The sequence below is a fragment of the Lysinibacillus sp. NPDC097279 genome (assembly GCF_044761745.1).
GTDB lineage: Bacteria > Bacillota > Bacilli > Bacillales_A > Planococcaceae > Lysinibacillus.
The window spans coordinates 198,130-214,888 of record NZ_JBIWDA010000004.1 but is presented as its reverse complement, the minus strand read 5'-3'; the positions used below and the strand labels follow the sequence as shown (position 1 = coordinate 214,888).

Here is a 16,759-nt window from a genome sequence, read left to right as displayed (position 1 = left end):
AAGAGTTAAAGGAGAATATAGTCTAATGTCAAAACTTTATTTGAATCAAAAAAAGTATTTAGAGTTACAGCAACAAATTGATGAAAATTTGAATTTATATACAGCTGATGAATCTTGGTTAGCTAATGAGCTAGGAATAAACGATAAAAATGGTGCGGGATTATATGTAAGTAATAATATTGATAGAAGTGTCGATGACTTAGAGAATGCAATTTCTTTGCATAAGCATTATTTCGATTTACCATATACTTTAGCATCTGACGGTAGCTTCTGGGCTTTATTAGCACATACAGAGTATTGGGATTATATGCGTGAACGTTGGCCGTTAGAAGAGGCAAAGAGAGACCGAGTTGCTTATATTGGAAGACGATATTTTTTCCAAGACAAAGGAAGAGCCCGAAATGGTTTAGCAAGGCTTTGGTGGTTTGCGGAATTAAGTTATGATGAAACATTAGAGAATCCTTATTATTATACGGAGTTAATGCTGGAGGACCAAGATTTAGCAGGACAAATTATCGAGAATATGTACCTATCTAGAAATAAATTAGCGTTGAAAGCCTTGTTTAAAATGCTAGATAATTTGAGAGAATTGGAATCGGCGGGAGTAATATCTGAGATTGGTGGGAAACAGAGATTTTTAATTCGAGAAGCTGCACAATATTTTAATTTAGTTGGTGCAGTTGAAATGTGGGATATTTTATCTGTTGAGGAAGCTGGTGATAAATTAATAGCTTGGGCTCATGATTATTTAAAAGAGATAAATATTTGGAACGCTGTTATAGTGTAAATATCTCAAGGAGTGGAATAGGTGGATAAGAAAAAAAAATTATTAATCATAGCATTTTACTTAGCAAAATTTAACGAAGAGGCCTTACAGAAATTGGGTTATAAAAGTTTTAGAGAGGCCTTTAATATAATTGGTGCTAAACTTGATTATAGCCCTAATAGTGTTAAAAATAGACGTGATGACTTCGATCCATTATTTGGGTATAGAGCAGGTTGGCATCAGGTTGAGTTAAATAAAAGTAACATAGAAATTGTTGATAGTTTTGACCATCTAAGTGAAGAGGCGTTAAGGGCAATTATATTAGAACTGTTAGAAGGTGGAAAATCAGAATTGTCGAGAGAAATTGTCTTATCAATTACGAACAGAAAACCATCCACCTATACGACACGTGGTGTAACAGGTAAAAAGGCCGAATCGTTCTTTATGAGATGGTTTGCTGAACATTACCCTGAGGGAAATTTAATAGATACACGTGATCTAGGTTGTGGGTACGATTTTGGTATTCGGGATTCTAATATTGTTTACGAAGTAAAAGGGTTGTCAGGGAATGAAGGAGGGTTGTTATTTACCGATAAAGAATGGAAAGTTGCTGCAGAAAAGCAAGAGGATTATCATCTTGTGTTGGTAAAGGATTGCTTTAGTGAAGAACCTATAGTTGAGATCTATTCAAATCCCCATTTGAAGTTTAGCCCGAAGAAGCAAATAGTAACAGTGGTTAATGTAAATTGGGGAATTAGCTCCAATGATTTAAATAATACAGAGATAGATTACTAAAATAGAAGTGCATCCTCAAAAATGAAGATGCACTTCTATTTTAGTAATCTGTCAAGAGAAGAATGAAATATTCAGATGATGCTAATAACAGTATTAGAAGTAAACATAGTTTCTAAATCATTTAACGTCTTATTACCTGCTTGGAACTCACGTAATAATGACAATAAGGCTTGAGCTGTAATTGCTACCCCAGGTACCCCTGTTTTATTTGTAATATCTTGCATTTGTGTTTGAACATTTGGTCCAAAACCATTTGCAACATACATATAGAAATTAAGCGGTCTTGTTACAGAATGGTAGGTTGGTATATAGTTATTGATCATTGTATTTTTATTATTATTATGCAATGGATACGCATGGTAAGCTTTAGTATCAATAATGCCTCTAAATCTTCCATTCTCAACGTAAATATCAGGGTGTAACGGTTGAGGACCTACATGTTGTGAATTGAATTCAAATTCTTCAAAGATGGCAACAGTAGTTCTTTCAAATTCGGTTGCTAAAGATGTACCGCTTCGGGCCATATTCAAATAGTTCTGTTCAAATACGTTAAGTGAATTCAAAGGAATCCTTTGAAGGACATCTGTTACTTGCGAATGACTATATCCTGTAGCGCTCGAAATAGTATTAACAATTTGAGGTGTAACCTGTGAAATGGGTTGATTCATTGATAAATGGGTAAATTCTGCGCGAATACGATTTTCCCTGTATTTGGTTGAAGTAAGTGTTTGTTGTCGGAATGATCTGTTATCCCTAGTTTGATCAATTCCTAAACCATAATTACGCTGAAAGTTCTCAGATCCATAGGAATTAGTAGTATCTAAAATTCGAAGAGTAGAGCCATCATTTAAAATTGCTTGCACTTCAGAAATATGAGCAGGGTCAAGACTAATATAAGTTAAACGCTTAAAAGATGTTTGGAGAATGAATTGTGTAATTCCTAAATATGTAATAAATACATTGGCATTGTCCTCCAAAGCTTCGATCGTTTTCTCGATTGTTCGTATACCACTAGTACTACTTGGATAAAGTTGTGGGAAATTAGATGGCAAAATAGTATCACCGTGGGCACGATAGTCTAAAATTCGCTGTATAACATGTTCAAAGCAATCTACTGATTCATTTTCAGCCTCTGTTAGTACAAATCGACCGATCTCACGTTTGTTTAGAGATTGAATACGGGTGTCATTTAATAAACGTAATAAAAAACGAAATGGTCTGATGTTAAAACGAGGATGAATTTGCACTCGAGCACGTTTACTATAAACAGAAGGGTACTGCAGTTTTAACAATTGGTGTGTAAGAAGATGTCCGGGTAACTGAGTACCATTTAATAATTGTTCCCCTGATAATGTCAATCTTTGAATGTTGGTATCTGTTTCTTTAAAAATTAGTCCTAAGTTCAGTAACCAGCTTTCGTAAGTTCTTGCTCCTCCAGCACGCCTATCACGTCTATTTCCAGGGTTCTTCAATTTGAATCGCTCTAAAGCGTCTTCAAATTCAAGTTGAAGGTTAGTGTCCCCATTCCATATTTGTCCCACTACTAACCAATTGTAAAGAGCTAATATTTCATTAGCGGGATTTAAAATACGTTTGTTACGAGGAATTACCCAGTTATTAATCATTTAATCACTTCTTTCTAGTAGGATTGTCTGTATTCTTTCTATATGATACGTTATTTAACATACAAAAAAAAGAGTACGAATATTTTCGTACTCTATAGAAATATTATTTATGTTTATAAAAGATGAAATTTTGATGATTTAACATATATTCTTTCATTTTTTTGCTTAATTGAATATTTATCGAGCCAAATAATCTGTTCACCATAATTTCCAATTTTTTTTGCGTTACATGATAAGAAAGAATACATAGCATTTGTAGGCTTATAAAATCCTCTAAATAATGAATGAAATATATGCATTTAATTTACAAATTGGTCTTGGGGTAGCGTTCCATTGTAGATTCGTTTTTGTGTTTCCTCCTATTAATTTGTCTCTTTAAAAGCTTCATATTGCTTTGAAATGCCGAGGTGAACATCTTCGCGTAACATGCGTTACCCCCTTTAAATTAAACATTGCTGAAAGCTAATTGTTTTTCATCAGCATTAATGATGCTATTTGCTACTTTCTTAATTTTTTCTTTTTGTAGATTTTCAAGTTGGAATTTCTTGGTTGGTTCAACATATTCATAAGGAATCTTTGCAAATGATTTTAAAATCGCTTCGAATACAATTTCAGCTCCAGCTGGTGGGACAGCCATTCCAATTTGCTTACGAGCAGCTTCTTTACTACCTGTAAAGACGAAATCATCAGGGAATGTTTGTAAACGAGCGCGTTCACGGTTAGTTAAAGCGCGTGTTTCATTCCAGTGATACATATGTGTACCACCACCACCACTACCTGTTACGGTATAAGCTGGACGTGTTGGATCAAGTCTTTTATAAATTGAGCTTAATCGGGCTCCTTTTACATTTAATTGTAATTCTTCAGGAATACCAATGTACCAAGCATTTTCCCCTGGTGGAATGTAACTTAACATTTCTTTCACTTTCGCTGTATGACGAGGCATTTCGTGATTTGGTGCATCATCTGGAATCGGTGGGTTTAAAATGGCTTCTTTACATGTTTTATAATCAGCTGAATTTGGAGTCGTTGGTGCGGGTACTTTGAACTCGATACCTTGTTCAGCCAAATCTTTACGAATGCCAACAATAATGATGCGGTGTCTTGCTTGCGGAACGCCGTATTCTTCAAATTTATAAAGATGTGGTGTAACAACGTATTCTACGTTACCTGGAGACTCTAATTCCTTTAAAATTTGAATGAAGGCCCGTCCCTCATTGGCACTTTGCAAGCCCCCAACATTTTCAGCAATAAAGAATTTTGGTTTGTACTCGTTTAATACTTTAACTCCGTAACTATACAGCGGACCAAATGTTCCACCTAAGCCTTTCTTTTCTCCAACGTTGCTATAATCATTACATGGGAAACCGAAAGCAAAACAATCAATGTCTTTTAATATAGAACGATCACCAATCGGTAGATTTTCAACAGGGCCACAAATGACACTTGGATCATTTTCATCACCGCAGATATTAAGTGCAAATGTACGACAAGCATTTGGATCGAAATCATTTGACCAAGCATGTTCAATGCTGAATTTTTCATTTGTTTCGGGATGAATAACGACTGTGTTTTTTGCTGCTAAGCTTAAACCGCCTGGGCCGTTAAACAATTCACCTTTTTTAAAAATCATACTATTCATCTCCTTGTTTAAGAACAATTGTAAAACAGAACAAAAGTTCTTGCATATAGATATGCTATAATCTATATTACTACTTTTCTCGTCAAAAAGCTGCTAAAAAGCTTAAAAAAATTAAATGTTACTGAAATAATAGAAATGAGGTACCTTATGTTACAAGTATATTTGTTATATTTTGATACAGAAGTTTTGAAAATCCAAGCAGAAGTCTTAAAGTTGAATAATGAAACAGCGGAAGTTCTCGATCAGGAGTTACACCAAGTGTTACAGGCAGAAGGCTATGATTTTTACGATTATAGTGATGAAATTGCTATTCTAGTTGATGATCGAGGCTTTGAAAAAGCAATGAACCCGGTGTTTGAACTTGTCAGCGCTTTTGGAGATCGAAGTCGTTTAGCAGGCAGGTTAGTATTTGTACGCAATGTAGAAAATGAATATAGTACGGATGTAGGTAGTATTAAGTATGAAGATATTTTTAATCTACGCTTAAACTTAGATATCAATTTAATTGGTATGACGAAAGAACAGCAAGCATAGTAATAAAAATAAGTGGCAATAGTGATGATTAGGATAACTTTATGGAAGAACGCTTATGATTCAATTGAGTATGGACTGGAACATTTGAAGGCTACAATATAGAATGATAATGCTTACGATTATTATAGAGTCGTTTTAGATTTCATTCATGTAGTTCTTTAGAAGTGCAACCATTATGTAATGCTGTAGAAAAATATGCACGAGAATTGAAAAAAGCATAGTGCGAATCTAAAAGTTTTTTCTGGCGAAGCATCTAGATTGAGAAATAAAATATAGCACTATTGTTATAATTTAATAATTTTTGAAGTAAGGTGAATTTTATTAAGGTTAAGTTATCAGTTGTTATGTCCTGTTTTTTTATTTCCTAGATACTGGAGATGGATTAGAAAAACGAGGAGGAATACGTCTCTGGTATAGATGTGCAAATCATAAAGATGAAGGAGAACTTACTTAAATAGAAATGTGTAATAGTTGTAATGACTATGAAATTGAAGGTGTTTGTAAAAGCTTAGAACCAGAGTTGACAGTCTAGTGTAATGAAGGAACTAAGGGACTATAATTATTCTGAACTCGAATTTTATTGAATTAAAAGTGATACAATGTATACAATTGTGAATTTTTCTAGAAATGAAGGGATGTAATTACTATATTTAAGTTAAGAAAAGAACAGATAGAACAAGCTATTGAATTATTCGATATTAAGGAAGGAGATACTATCAGCGATGAGCAAGCACAAAAAGCATATCTATTATATTCGGGATTACATAGAAAACCAAATTTTTCAAAAGGCCACGATAAAGTTAAACCACAGAAAATAAATAATAAAGTAGAGCCATGTTCAATGTTTTTTTTTAAGACCCCTGAACGAATTATTTATTTAACAAGATGGATTATAAAAATATTACCATTTATAGATTTGTTCTCCGATGTTGGGAATCTTCCTTTACAAAGAACAGACAATGACTTTTTAGGATATATTAAATTGATTTTAAACAATTATTTAAAAGAAGTTACAGATATATATAATAATATTCCTGAAAAATATAATGTTGTTAGGGATAGCCAAATAATAGATGTCCATCACTTGAGTGGTAAAATATACCAATCCATATCGGAGTATCTTAATGGTTATCCGAAAAAAGCTTTTGATTATTTAGACGAAACTATTGAGACAAATCTAATGGCGGATAGACATTTAGATAATATTATGACCATTTGGGATACCTCTCTAGAACCATTATATAAGATGAGAATCGGAACAGATAATACTTTTACAAGTAAAGAGATGCTGCATATACCCTTCCAACTACGTGGTTTAGTTAATACTAATAGGTATAGTATTCCCGGATTACCTTGTGTTTATTTAGGAAGCTCGCCATTAACATGTTGGGAGGAATTAAACAAGCCTGATTTGAATACAGTTCAAACATCTTTATTTATAAAAAAAGACGTATCATATCTAGATTTATCAATCTCCCCAGGAGCAATAATTGATATATTAATAGGGGAACATCAAAAAAATGGGCTTAATGATCATGAAATGAAAGATACTTATAAGGATTTGGCTTCTTACATTGTTGTATGGCCATTAATGGCAGCGTGTTCTATACGTGTGAAAAATCCAAAAGATACATTTAAACCCGAGTATATATTTCCTCAATTATTACTTCAATGGATAAGGCAATCTAAATTTGACGGAGTTTGTTACTTTTCAACTAAAGTTGAAAAATATACTGCAAGAAACATCCAACTTTATAAGAACTACGCATTTCCAGTTCAGACACAAGAAAAAGAGGGATATTGCTCTGTTTTAAACTCGAAATTTGATATTACTGAAGCTGTTCCATGGCGTATGTTTCAGCTTTACAAAGATACTAAATATACAACACCAAACACAGAAGCTTTTAGCGCAGAACTTGAATTTGTAAATGGTCTACCTATGCTATACTATGCATCTGATTTTAGTAGATTGGAAACTTTTTTATTTTATAAATATGAGGAAGAAAAAAAGTCACAGTTGATTTGTGGTAAATAATGTAAATATATCAAAATAGAACTTACGTGGACTTTCTTAATGTAATATGTTCATTTTCCGAAATAGTTGAATAACTCTGTTTTGTTTTTTAACAACACAGCCTATTGTAAAACATTTCTCAAATTTAAAATTTGCCCCCGCAACGCTAATTTAGTGAAATGGCATTTAGTTTGGCATTTATCAATTATTGGAAAGAGCTAAAAATCTTTATATATGCTGATGTAACAATACTTTTCAGAGACAAGGGTTCGACTCCCGCCGTCTTCATACATAGGAATCATTTGATTTCAAAGAGTACCTAAATCCTTTCATATCAAGGATTTGGGTGTTTTTTTGTTTCATTGAGTTTCATCTAATCGTGGTCAATCATAGTTAGATTCGTAGTTGATTCCGAAATCAGAAGTTAATATAGTTTTCGAACTTCTGGATTGCTTCGGCTTTAGCTTTCTGAGTTACATGAGCATAAATATCCATTTTGGTTTTCACATCAGATAGTCCTAATCAATCTTAAACTTCTTTTATACTTGCACCAGCCTCGAACAATAGGGAGCAGTGTGAATGACGTAAGCCATGAGGTGTGATCTTTTCTAATAGTTGTTTCTTTTGGACACTATACATCCATTTCTGAACCTGTACAGATTGAATATAGTCATTATTAGTATTACAAAACATTAACTGATTAGGTGTCGTAGTATTATGACCTAAAACAAAATACTCTTTTTTCTGGATTATCTTCCACTCATTTAAAATAGATAGGGTAGTATTTTCAAGTTTAATTATACGGGAGGAACCTGTTTTTGTTGTTTTTACATATAGCTTAGCTTTGCACTTTGATTTTAAAAGCTATGTTCTTCTAAAAATCTGTCAATTTCTTTACGAGAAATGCGCTTTATACCTTCGATTTCACAGATTTTTAAGCCAATTGTTCGAAATTTCCATGAGTATTATGTGAAACTTGTGCTATTTGCAGCCTCTTTTAAGTTAAGCCACTCTTTATATGGTTGGCTTTTTAACGTGAGGGCAATTGGAGGGGTTAAGCCCCTAATCAGATAAATAATCAAAAAATCCGCTTATATTACTTTCGCTAGTTACTTAATTGAAGATAGGAGACTTCCAGGGGGACGTAAAACATAAGAAAAAAATCCCTCGCTACTTTTCTGTAGTGGGGAATTTTTTTGGGAGGATGTCTGTCTAGTTACGGGCAAATTGGTTTCCCTTGTGCTTGAACTTTTCTTTATACATTTCCTTGTCCGCCAGTTCAAGGATTTCGTCAGGACTAAAGTTGCTTCCAGATTTACATTGATACAAACCATGGCTGGCTGAGATTGGATAGGGCTTTTGGTCAATTATAGCCATATCCTGAAACTCACTTTGAATGCTGGACCAGATTGCTTGTGCGACGTCTATTTGTTGATCGAAAATTAGAATTATAAATTCATCACCGCCAAGGCGGAAAAGGACATCCTTTTCTCTGATATGGTGTTTGATTGTTTCGCAGCAAGTAATAATTAGGTCATCGCCTGCAGAATGTCCGTACCTGTCATTTACCATTTTTAAATTGTTTACATCAATATAGCAGACAATAAAATCTGTTGCTCCGTCTAGTTGTTGAGAAAGTATTTCCATTCCTCGCCTTCTGTTGAGGACCCCTGTAAGCGGGTCAAGCGATGCATGATTATAAAGCTCTTCTTCGGTTTCCTTCAAATTTGTAATGTCAGTACTACCAATAAGAACACAGCACTCTCCTAAATAATTGACCAGTTCAAAATTAAGCATTGACCATTTCTGTTCAAGTTTGACCATATAATTTTTTAAGCTCTGATGTTCTTCGAGTTTTTTTACTATCGTTTGTTTTTCCTCAGGTGTGGTCAGCATGAACCATCCATCAAGTTTTGCAATATCTTTATTTTTTAAAAGAAAGTATTCGATAGCCTGCTGATTAAGGAGCGAAATGTTGCCAGTTTTAAGGTTGAAAAGAATTAATGGATTAGGATTCATGTGAAATAATGTGCGAAAGCTCTCTTCATTCTTCTTTAATTTCCATTCGTTTGTAAAATTATTTTTGCGAAATGAATAGAAGGCATACGCTATCGTAAATGAAATGACAGCTGCACCTGTTGAATTCACCAGATTAAATAGGAATGAAAAGTGATTTTCTTCCAGAAGGAACAACCCTGTAATGAAAAATAGATGAATTCCTGTGATGAGGCAAGCTTGGTACTTTGGTTGAACCGGGAAGATAACACCAGCGGCTAAGAGAATAATAATATAAGCATAGATATTACCGTTATTAAGCTGACTGTTGATTGAAGAGACGGCACCAATAAACAAATAAAGAAATAAAAAGGTGAGAATAATCGACCCTTTGGCGTGGCCCTTACTTCGGCGGTAAAGGTTTAAATAGATTAGGGAAATCATTAGGCCTATAATATGGATGGTTGAAAGGATAAATTTATAAATCGGGTTGTTCAATTTAGCCAAAAGGATAAAGTCCACAATGTAAAAACAGGGATATGTGAAGATGAGCATATAGGAAACGTATTTAATTCGCTCGAATAAGAGGTTTTCATTATAAACGATAAATTGTTGCTCCATATCATTTCCACCCGTTGCGTTTTTTGCCAATAACTCCATCAGAACAACCATCCTTTATAATCGAATCACATCAGTATATTTTATCATTGAAAACAGTAACGTGTCACGGAAACTGGGGCCAGTTCTTGAAGAGGGACAGCACCACCTGACATGTACTGTCCCTCTTCCTAAGATTTACGTTTTTATACCAGTCGCAAGTAAGGGACCATCTATAGTTACAAATAGTATACTGTTTATTCTAAATATAAAGAAAAATATTTTTAATTTTGTAAAGTATGGATAGAAAAGGCGTATAATAAAAATTAATTTATATATATAATATTGTAAATTATTATAAATTTTATTTGAAAGTTCTTCTTTAACAGAAATTATAGAGATTAATAATCTGTTGATTTTTGTAAAGAATAGATTGAAATATTTACTCCATAGATATTTCGTATATAGAGGAGGGGAAGTATGGAAAGAGTAAAAAAAAGAATTTTTCACTATAAGAATGAGTATGTGAAAAATGTTGAATTAGTACATTATGATAGTGCTACTAATAGGAGATATCGGTTAGATATAGAATTGAAGAATGGGGATAACGAAAAAGCTGTCCAGTTAATGATGATCAATCCTAGTAAAGCAAATGAGGAAATTTCCGATAACACACTTAATCGTATTATCAAATACGTTTCGTTAAATAACGGTGCTGGTATTTTACAGGATATAGGAAAAATTATTATTACGAATCTTTATGTCGTATGTGAGACATATCCAGAAAAAGTGGATGAATATATTTCAGTAAAAAGTTTGGATTTTGTTAAAGGAATAGATAGTGACGGAAAATATAATAATGATACGATAATTGAAATGGCTAACAAAGAGGCCCAATTAATAATTATTGCTTGGGGCAAAGGATACATATTTGATTATGACAAGCGGATTCAAGAAGTCTTTAGCTTAATGAAAAACAAGGAAATGTATCTTATGGAGGATTTGACGCAAGAGGGGTATCCAAGGCATCCTCGAACTTGGGCTTATTCTTGGAAATTAAAAAGATACAATATTCAGGGATAAAGTAGGGGGATTTAATAGCCCTTTCCCCTACGAATCAATATGAGTGTCGGGATTTTAAAAGGTAAACCTAATATCTAAAATGATGTAGCCATCTCATTTGAGGTGGTGTTTTTTATGTGCAAAGTAAGTTATGTCACTTTCCACCTCCAAGTGAAAACGAGATGCGGGTGCTATCATTAAAATAATGTTAAACTTTGTCGTGGGAATTGAAGGATGGCTCAGCGTATTTGTCAATCTTGAAGAAAAAACTGGACAGAACAAAATGCAAACGAGCATATTTCAGGGCTAGTATTAATGGGGGAAGTGGATACTGGTACATAATTAGAACATTTTTGTATAGGTGAATATAATAAATAAGATAGGAGGACATACGATGAAACAAAAGAAATCTCTAAAATTTAAAATTTTCACTGGAATTTTTGCTTTGTTAATACTGCTAGTTGCAGGATTTTTTATTTATGTAAGTTCATATTATAAGGCTAGCTCATTAGCTTTGGATAGTTTGAAATCTGACGAAGTCGTTAAAGTCGAAGAAAATGGAGATATTTTATTTGAACCCGTATCGAATGCTAAAAATATCGGCTTTATTTTTTATCCCGGAGCGAAGGTAGAAGCTTCCGCATATGCACCTTTAGCTAAAGAGATAGCAGCAAAAGGTTATACCGTTAGTATTGCAAAAATGAGCTTTAACTTAGCCATTTTTTCACCGAATAAAGCAGACAGTATTATAAGTAAACATAAAGAAATTGATACTTGGGTGATCGGAGGACATTCCTTAGGGGGCGTCATGGCAGCAGATTATGCACTAAAAAATGATAAAATAAAAGGTTTGGTACTGTTAGCATCCTATCCCCAGTCAAAAACAAATCTAAGCAGTCAACCAATCAAAGTGTTATCACTGTGGGGAAGCAATGATAAAGTTGCGGATTTAAGCAAAGTAAAAGATGCAAAAAATGCTATGCCAAGTGACGCACAATTTATCGAAATAAACGGTGGCAACCATGGAGGTTTTGGAGATTATGGTCATCAAAAAGGTGACGGCGAATCTTCTATAACGAATAAACAGCAGATGATGGAAACATCACAGTATATTGTAGAACTGTTGGATAGTTTAAATAAGTAATATTTCGGGAAAAGAATTAGGTAAAAGAGAATTATTATAAATATAAAAGCCATAGGTTGCCCAATTGTGAAAGGTGAGACTATGGCTTTTATTATTGGTAATTAACGAATACGTACTTAAAAAACGCGTTTCTGTATTAGATCAATTCTATTTACATAACTACTTTGAAGACTTTAGCTATAATAGAAGTAATGAATAGAAGAGGAGAACATAATGAATCATTACATCGTCATGCAAGGGCACACCTATCAAGAAGAAAAAGAAGCAGAAATCATCTGGATACCACAAAAAGATAAAGGCGGAAACACTCCGCATTCATGGCGACGTGTGGAGGAAGTGAGCACGGGGGATCGTATCTTTCATTACGTAAAAGGAAAAATCGTTGCGATTAGCATTGCGCTGTCAGATTGTGAGGAAGGAAAAAAGCCTGCTTCTCTGACATCATATGACCAGTGGGAAGAGCAAGGTTTACTCGTGAAGCTACAATATCATGAATTTGAACAACCATTAACGATAAAAGATTATATTAATGAGTTGAAAGTGTTATTGCCTGTTAAATACTCTTCTTTCCAGCAAGATGGGGATGGAAATCAAGGCTATTTATATCCATGTAATGAAGAGCTTGCAATCAAGCTATTAGATATTATTAGTGATATGAATATTTATCAAGTAGATGATGAACAGCTAGAATTTGCAATTGGCACGGTAGTACGTACAGAACGAAATACGCTTATTCCTGTGATTACAGAAACAGAAGCGGAAGCAAAACGTAAAATCCGTATTGGCCAAGAGAAATTTAAAACAGCTTTATTACCTTTATGGAATCACCAATGCGCACTTTGTGGTATTGAGCTGCCGGCTCTATTACGAGCAAGCCATTCAAAGCCTTGGCGTGAAAGTTCCAATGAAGAACGGTTAGATCCGTATAACGGTGTATTGCTTTGCTGTAATCATGATGCATTATACGATCAAGGCTATATTACATTTGATGGAACAGGCTTAATTCATATTTCAGAACGAATTCCAGCAACGAATTATGGAATGTATAACATTCATCAAAAGATGAAGGTGTTAAGATATGAAGAGAATAAGCAGTATTTTAGATGGCATCGGAAAAATATTTTTCGTTAAGTAGAGAGAGCAATAAAGCCTCTCTGCTTTTTTGTTGTCTGATGCACGTGATTAGTAAATTTATTCTAAAATTAGAAGTTGAAAGTAATAATTTAGTGGTAAAATAATCATAATACATAAGGTTGAAAATGACCTATAAATCCATATAAATGAAGTGCACGATTTGTGCTTGTGTGCACAAGATAAAGTGGCTGTGTAAAAGTAAATCGGGCATATGAATTAAAGGAGTGGTTGCAATGAGTTTTGGTAAAACGATCAAAATGTTCTTAATAGATGGAGACCCAAGTGGAAGATTAACGTGTGAATTATCCAACTGGACAGGGCTGGCGTATAGAATACCAAGAACCGAAGTGAAAAAATGCTCGGATCGTCCTAACTTGAATTCTACTGGTGTGTATATGTTATTCGGTCGAAATGATGAAGATAAAGAAGCGGTATACATAGGGGAAGCAGAGGAAGTATATACTCGATTGCAAAGTCATTTGCGTGAAAAAGATTTTTGGAATGAAGTGATTGTATTTATAAGTAAAGATGAGAATCTAAATAAAGCGCATATAAAGTACATTGAAAATAAGCTATATGAAAAGGCTAAAGTCGCAAATCGTTACTTTTTAATGAATGGGAATATTCCTCCAATGCCTTCTATTTCTGAAGCTGACCGTGCAGAAATGGATGAATATATTAGCAATCTTACAATGATGGTCAACACACTGGGCCATAAATTATTTGAAGAGATTAAAGATAGCGCAGATGTTAATGCAAATGATGTTTTATTTATCAAATCGGCTCGTGGTGTCGATGCTACAGGCATTCAAACACAAGAAGGTTTTGTCGTATTAAAAGGTTCGAAAATTGCAAATAGCATTGTAAATTCGTATACGGAGCGCTTATTAACAAAAAGAAATGATTTATTACATACGGAACAAGTGAAGATTGTAAATGATGAATTTGTTGTAATGGAAGATCTTTTATTTACTAGCCCTTCGGCAGCAGCTGATATTGTAACGGGGCGAAGTGCGAATGGGTTGACTGAATGGAAAGATAGGGACGGAAAAAGTTTGAAAGATTTAGTTTGATTATTATAATTTTGATAGCATCGAAAAAATATCCTTCACTAACAGAAAATGCAGAGAGGCTTGATCACCTCTCTGCATTTTTTCTATCTTTGAGAACCCCCTTAATCCCCACTAAATTTTATAGCAATATACCAAAAACCCCCTAAAATACAAATAAAAAATTCTAAAAATTATGTTGATTCTTAACTTTTAGTTCTGTACAATGTAAAACAAGTCATCTAGATGTATAGATGATATGGGGTGTTTTGTAATTTAATTTCATTCATAGGAGGGTGAGTATGAGTAATAATTATAATTCTCTGATACCAAAGTATGTTCAGATTGCAGATAGGTTAAGAATAAAAGTAGATGAAATGTATAAAGAGGGAAATGAGAAGTTTGCAAGTGATGATGAACTCATAAAGATGTTTGATGTTTCTAGAATGACGATTCGTCAGGCGGTTCAAGTGCTTGTTGAGGAAGGTCTTTTAAAACGTATCCAAGGAAAGGGTACCTTTATTGTTCGAAAAGAAAAATTGAAGACGGATATTGCTAAACTAGATACCTTTTTTAGAGGGTGGTACCTAGAAAACTTTACTGTGGAGTTGCTATATCGAGGATCTGTTCCTTGCCCAGTAGGGTTAGAAGAAAAATTGGGGGTACAGCCTGGAGAAGAAGTTTATCAAGTAAAGCGTTTACGTCTTTCGGAAGGTATACCGATTGTTATTGATAACCGCTATCTTTTAAAAAAGTATGGTGAACAAATTACGGATGAGGAATATGTGAATTATTCTTTTTCTCATTTATTTTTAAATAAATTTAAGATGGCGCTTACTGAAGGAGAAATTGAAATAGAAGCCGTTCTTGCTAATCAAGAGATTGCGAACATTCTTGGTATTTCTGAAGGTGCCCCGATTTTATATAGAAGTGTTGACTTAAAAGTAAAAAATGGCTGTGTTTTAACAGGTGCTTCTTCTTATCGTGGAGACATGTATAAATACAAATCATTATTGAGTTTAGACTAAAAAAATATAAAGTGGCTGTCCGTTTTGAAAGCGCTTTATATGCATGTGACGACAAGGAGGAAATTATGTTTTATTCCATTTTAATTATATTGGCAATCATCATTGCCATCTATATGGGCGAAAAACTAGATATTAATACTGGTTTAGTAGCTTTAGCGTTAGCTTATGTAATTGGTTGTTTTGTGTTGGGGATGTCGATTAATGAGTTATTGGCAACATTCCCGACAAAATTATTTTTAGTTATTTTCACATTGGCACTGTTTTTTAATTTTGCCGTGGTCAATGGTACTTTAGAAAAAATAGCTCAATTATTACTTTATCGTTTTCAAAAGCAAACAAAATGGTTGCCTTTAATTTTGTACTTTATTACAGCATTAGTTTCAGGAATGGGTGCAGGTTTCTTTACCTCTGTGGCTGTGATGGGCGCCATTGCAATGGCATTATGTAAATCTTCAGGGATGAATAAATTAAATGCTTCCTTCGCTGTGTCATTAGGTTCCCTTTCAGGTGCGAATTTCATGTATAGTGCGCATGGGGTACTGTTTAATTCATTATTAAGTAACACGGCTGTTGCTGATCAGGCAGATATGTTAACAAGAGATATTTTTGTTGTATCATTTATTTATCCGATATTTATTATGTTGATTTTGATGTTTTTTGATAGAAAAAACAGTCAAAGCATTAACTTGAATATAGCTAGACCAGAAGCTTTTACTAAAAATCAAAAAGTAAATATTTCTTTAATCATTCTTCTTATGGTCATTGTTCTAGGCGTACCAATGCTGTCTAACTTTATGCCTGACAATGAAACGATTCAATTTATTAATGCACGTACGGACATTACGTTACTAGCACTTGTATTTGCAATTGTTGCGTATATATTAAAATTAGCTGGGGACAAACCGAAAGAGGTCATGGCAAGAATTCCTTGGAGTACATTATGGCTTGTGTCTGGGGTTGGCATGTTAATTGATGTTGCAGTTGAAGCGGGGACTATCGATTTATTAGCTTCTATGATAAATAATATGCCGACTTTTATTGTGCCTATTGCGGTGGCACTCATTGCGGGTGTGATGTCGATCTTTAGTAGTACGTTAGGTGTTGTTGCACCGCTTATGTTCCCGATGATTGCTGGTATAATAGGTTCTACAGGTTACAGCCCTTCGTTAATTGCAGTGGCTATTATTATCGGTGCGCAATCATCAGCTTTAGCACCATTCTCTACTGGTGGGAGTTTAATTCTTGGTAATAGTGGTTTAGGTGAAGATGAATCTAAGAAGTTTTATAATGATTTACTTTATAAAGCAACACCATTAGGGTTAGGGTTTGCTGTTGTCGCAACTTTGATTTTAATGTTTATTTTGTAGGGGGTAG

Annotated in this window: 13 protein-coding genes and 1 pseudogene; 10 read left to right on the top strand and 4 right to left on the bottom strand. The window is 34.0% G+C overall.

The annotated features are described in order from the left end of the window. Window positions 1-25: 25 nt before the first annotated feature. Together ACIQ1H_RS16960 and ACIQ1H_RS16955 are read left to right on the top strand one after the other, a co-directional pair. Window positions 26-787 carry a DUF6339 family protein gene (locus tag ACIQ1H_RS16960; protein ID WP_402890299.1) on the top strand — a complete coding sequence of 254 codons (762 nt, stop codon included), beginning with the start codon at window positions 26-28 and terminating at the stop codon, window positions 785-787. A 21-nt stretch (window positions 788-808) separates the two neighbouring features. Further along, entirely contained in the window at window positions 809-1,561 is a 753-nt protein-coding gene (locus ACIQ1H_RS16955; protein ID WP_402890297.1) for a protein NO VEIN domain-containing protein, read from the top strand. A 71-nt stretch (window positions 1,562-1,632) separates the two neighbouring features. Here ACIQ1H_RS16955 and ACIQ1H_RS16950 read toward each other — a convergent pair whose 3' ends face one another. Both ACIQ1H_RS16950 and ACIQ1H_RS16945 read right to left on the bottom strand, forming a co-directional pair. Then, window positions 1,633-3,186: an AlwI family type II restriction endonuclease gene (locus tag ACIQ1H_RS16950; protein WP_402890296.1), complete on the bottom strand. Its 1,554-nt coding sequence runs from the start codon at window positions 3,184-3,186 to the stop codon at window positions 1,633-1,635. Between the two features lie 445 nt (window positions 3,187-3,631). Further along, a complete protein-coding gene (locus tag ACIQ1H_RS16945; RefSeq protein WP_402890294.1) occupies window positions 3,632-4,819 on the bottom strand; it encodes a DNA cytosine methyltransferase in 1,188 nt (395 codons plus the stop codon). 156 nt (window positions 4,820-4,975) lie between these two features. On the opposite strand from ACIQ1H_RS16945, the gene ACIQ1H_RS16940 reads away from it, so the two are divergent. Both ACIQ1H_RS16940 and ACIQ1H_RS16935 read left to right on the top strand, forming a co-directional pair. After that, entirely contained in the window at window positions 4,976-5,362 is a 387-nt protein-coding gene (locus ACIQ1H_RS16940) for a hypothetical protein (protein WP_402890293.1), read from the top strand. Between the two features lie 841 nt (window positions 5,363-6,203). After that, the gene (locus ACIQ1H_RS16935; protein WP_402890291.1) at window positions 6,204-7,397 is read left to right on the top strand and encodes an RES domain-containing protein; all 1,194 of its coding nucleotides are present in this window, start codon (window positions 6,204-6,206) and stop codon (window positions 7,395-7,397) included. Between the two features lie 507 nt (window positions 7,398-7,904). Here the strand turns inward: ACIQ1H_RS16935 and ACIQ1H_RS16930 are convergent. Together ACIQ1H_RS16930 and ACIQ1H_RS16925 are read right to left on the bottom strand one after the other, a co-directional pair. After that, window positions 7,905-8,201 (bottom strand): annotated as a pseudogene (locus ACIQ1H_RS16930) (tyrosine-type recombinase/integrase); the annotation flags it as partial. A 387-nt stretch (window positions 8,202-8,588) separates the two neighbouring features. Continuing rightward, entirely contained in the window at window positions 8,589-10,031 is a 1,443-nt protein-coding gene (locus ACIQ1H_RS16925; protein ID WP_402890289.1) for a diguanylate cyclase domain-containing protein, read from the bottom strand. 417 nt (window positions 10,032-10,448) lie between these two features. Between ACIQ1H_RS16925 and ACIQ1H_RS16920 the strand changes: the two genes are divergently transcribed. The 6 genes from ACIQ1H_RS16920 (at window position 10,449) to ACIQ1H_RS16895 (ending at window position 16,752) form a co-directional block, all read left to right on the top strand. Further along, window positions 10,449-11,051, top strand: coding sequence for a DUF1643 domain-containing protein (locus ACIQ1H_RS16920; RefSeq protein ID WP_402890287.1), 603 nt, complete (start codon window positions 10,449-10,451; stop codon window positions 11,049-11,051). Between the two features lie 373 nt (window positions 11,052-11,424). Next, entirely contained in the window at window positions 11,425-12,174 is a 750-nt protein-coding gene (locus ACIQ1H_RS16915) for an alpha/beta family hydrolase (RefSeq protein ID WP_402890285.1), read from the top strand. A gap of 213 nt (window positions 12,175-12,387) precedes the next feature. After that, the gene (locus tag ACIQ1H_RS16910; RefSeq protein WP_402890283.1) at window positions 12,388-13,305 is read left to right on the top strand and encodes an HNH endonuclease; all 918 of its coding nucleotides are present in this window, start codon (window positions 12,388-12,390) and stop codon (window positions 13,303-13,305) included. 236 nt (window positions 13,306-13,541) lie between these two features. Beyond that, window positions 13,542-14,381 (top strand): GIY-YIG nuclease family protein, encoded by an 840-nt coding sequence (locus ACIQ1H_RS16905; protein ID WP_402890281.1) that lies wholly within the window; start codon window positions 13,542-13,544, stop codon window positions 14,379-14,381. Between the two features lie 278 nt (window positions 14,382-14,659). Then, on the top strand, window positions 14,660-15,385 hold the full coding sequence (locus ACIQ1H_RS16900; protein ID WP_139859765.1) for a GntR family transcriptional regulator: 726 nt from the start codon (window positions 14,660-14,662) through the stop codon (window positions 15,383-15,385). Window positions 15,386-15,450: 65 nt separating this feature from the next. Continuing rightward, a complete protein-coding gene (locus tag ACIQ1H_RS16895) occupies window positions 15,451-16,752 on the top strand; it encodes an SLC13 family permease (protein WP_402890278.1) in 1,302 nt (433 codons plus the stop codon). Window positions 16,753-16,759: the final 7 nt, after the last annotated feature.

Excerpts from the sequence above, each read along its gene's own strand:
- ACIQ1H_RS16960 (WP_402890299.1), top strand. The coding sequence starts at position 26 with ATGTCAAAACTTTATTTGAATCAAAAAAAGTATTTAGAGTTACAGCAA.
- ACIQ1H_RS16950 (WP_402890296.1), bottom strand. The coding sequence starts at position 3,186 with ATGATTAATAACTGGGTAATTCCTCGTAACAAACGTATTTTAAATCCC.
- ACIQ1H_RS16945 (WP_402890294.1), bottom strand. The coding sequence starts at position 4,819 with ATGATTTTTAAAAAAGGTGAATTGTTTAACGGCCCAGGCGGTTTAAGC.
- ACIQ1H_RS16940 (WP_402890293.1), top strand. The coding sequence starts at position 4,976 with ATGTTACAAGTATATTTGTTATATTTTGATACAGAAGTTTTGAAAATC.
- ACIQ1H_RS16935 (WP_402890291.1), top strand. The coding sequence starts at position 6,204 with ATGTTTTTTTTTAAGACCCCTGAACGAATTATTTATTTAACAAGATGG.
- ACIQ1H_RS16925 (WP_402890289.1), bottom strand. The coding sequence starts at position 10,031 with ATGGAGTTATTGGCAAAAAACGCAACGGGTGGAAATGATATGGAGCAA.
- ACIQ1H_RS16920 (WP_402890287.1), top strand. The coding sequence starts at position 10,449 with ATGGAAAGAGTAAAAAAAAGAATTTTTCACTATAAGAATGAGTATGTG.
- ACIQ1H_RS16915 (WP_402890285.1), top strand. The coding sequence starts at position 11,425 with ATGAAACAAAAGAAATCTCTAAAATTTAAAATTTTCACTGGAATTTTT.
- ACIQ1H_RS16910 (WP_402890283.1), top strand. The coding sequence starts at position 12,388 with ATGAATCATTACATCGTCATGCAAGGGCACACCTATCAAGAAGAAAAA.
- ACIQ1H_RS16905 (WP_402890281.1), top strand. The coding sequence starts at position 13,542 with ATGAGTTTTGGTAAAACGATCAAAATGTTCTTAATAGATGGAGACCCA.
- ACIQ1H_RS16900 (WP_139859765.1), top strand. The coding sequence starts at position 14,660 with ATGAGTAATAATTATAATTCTCTGATACCAAAGTATGTTCAGATTGCA.
- ACIQ1H_RS16895 (WP_402890278.1), top strand. The coding sequence starts at position 15,451 with ATGTTTTATTCCATTTTAATTATATTGGCAATCATCATTGCCATCTAT.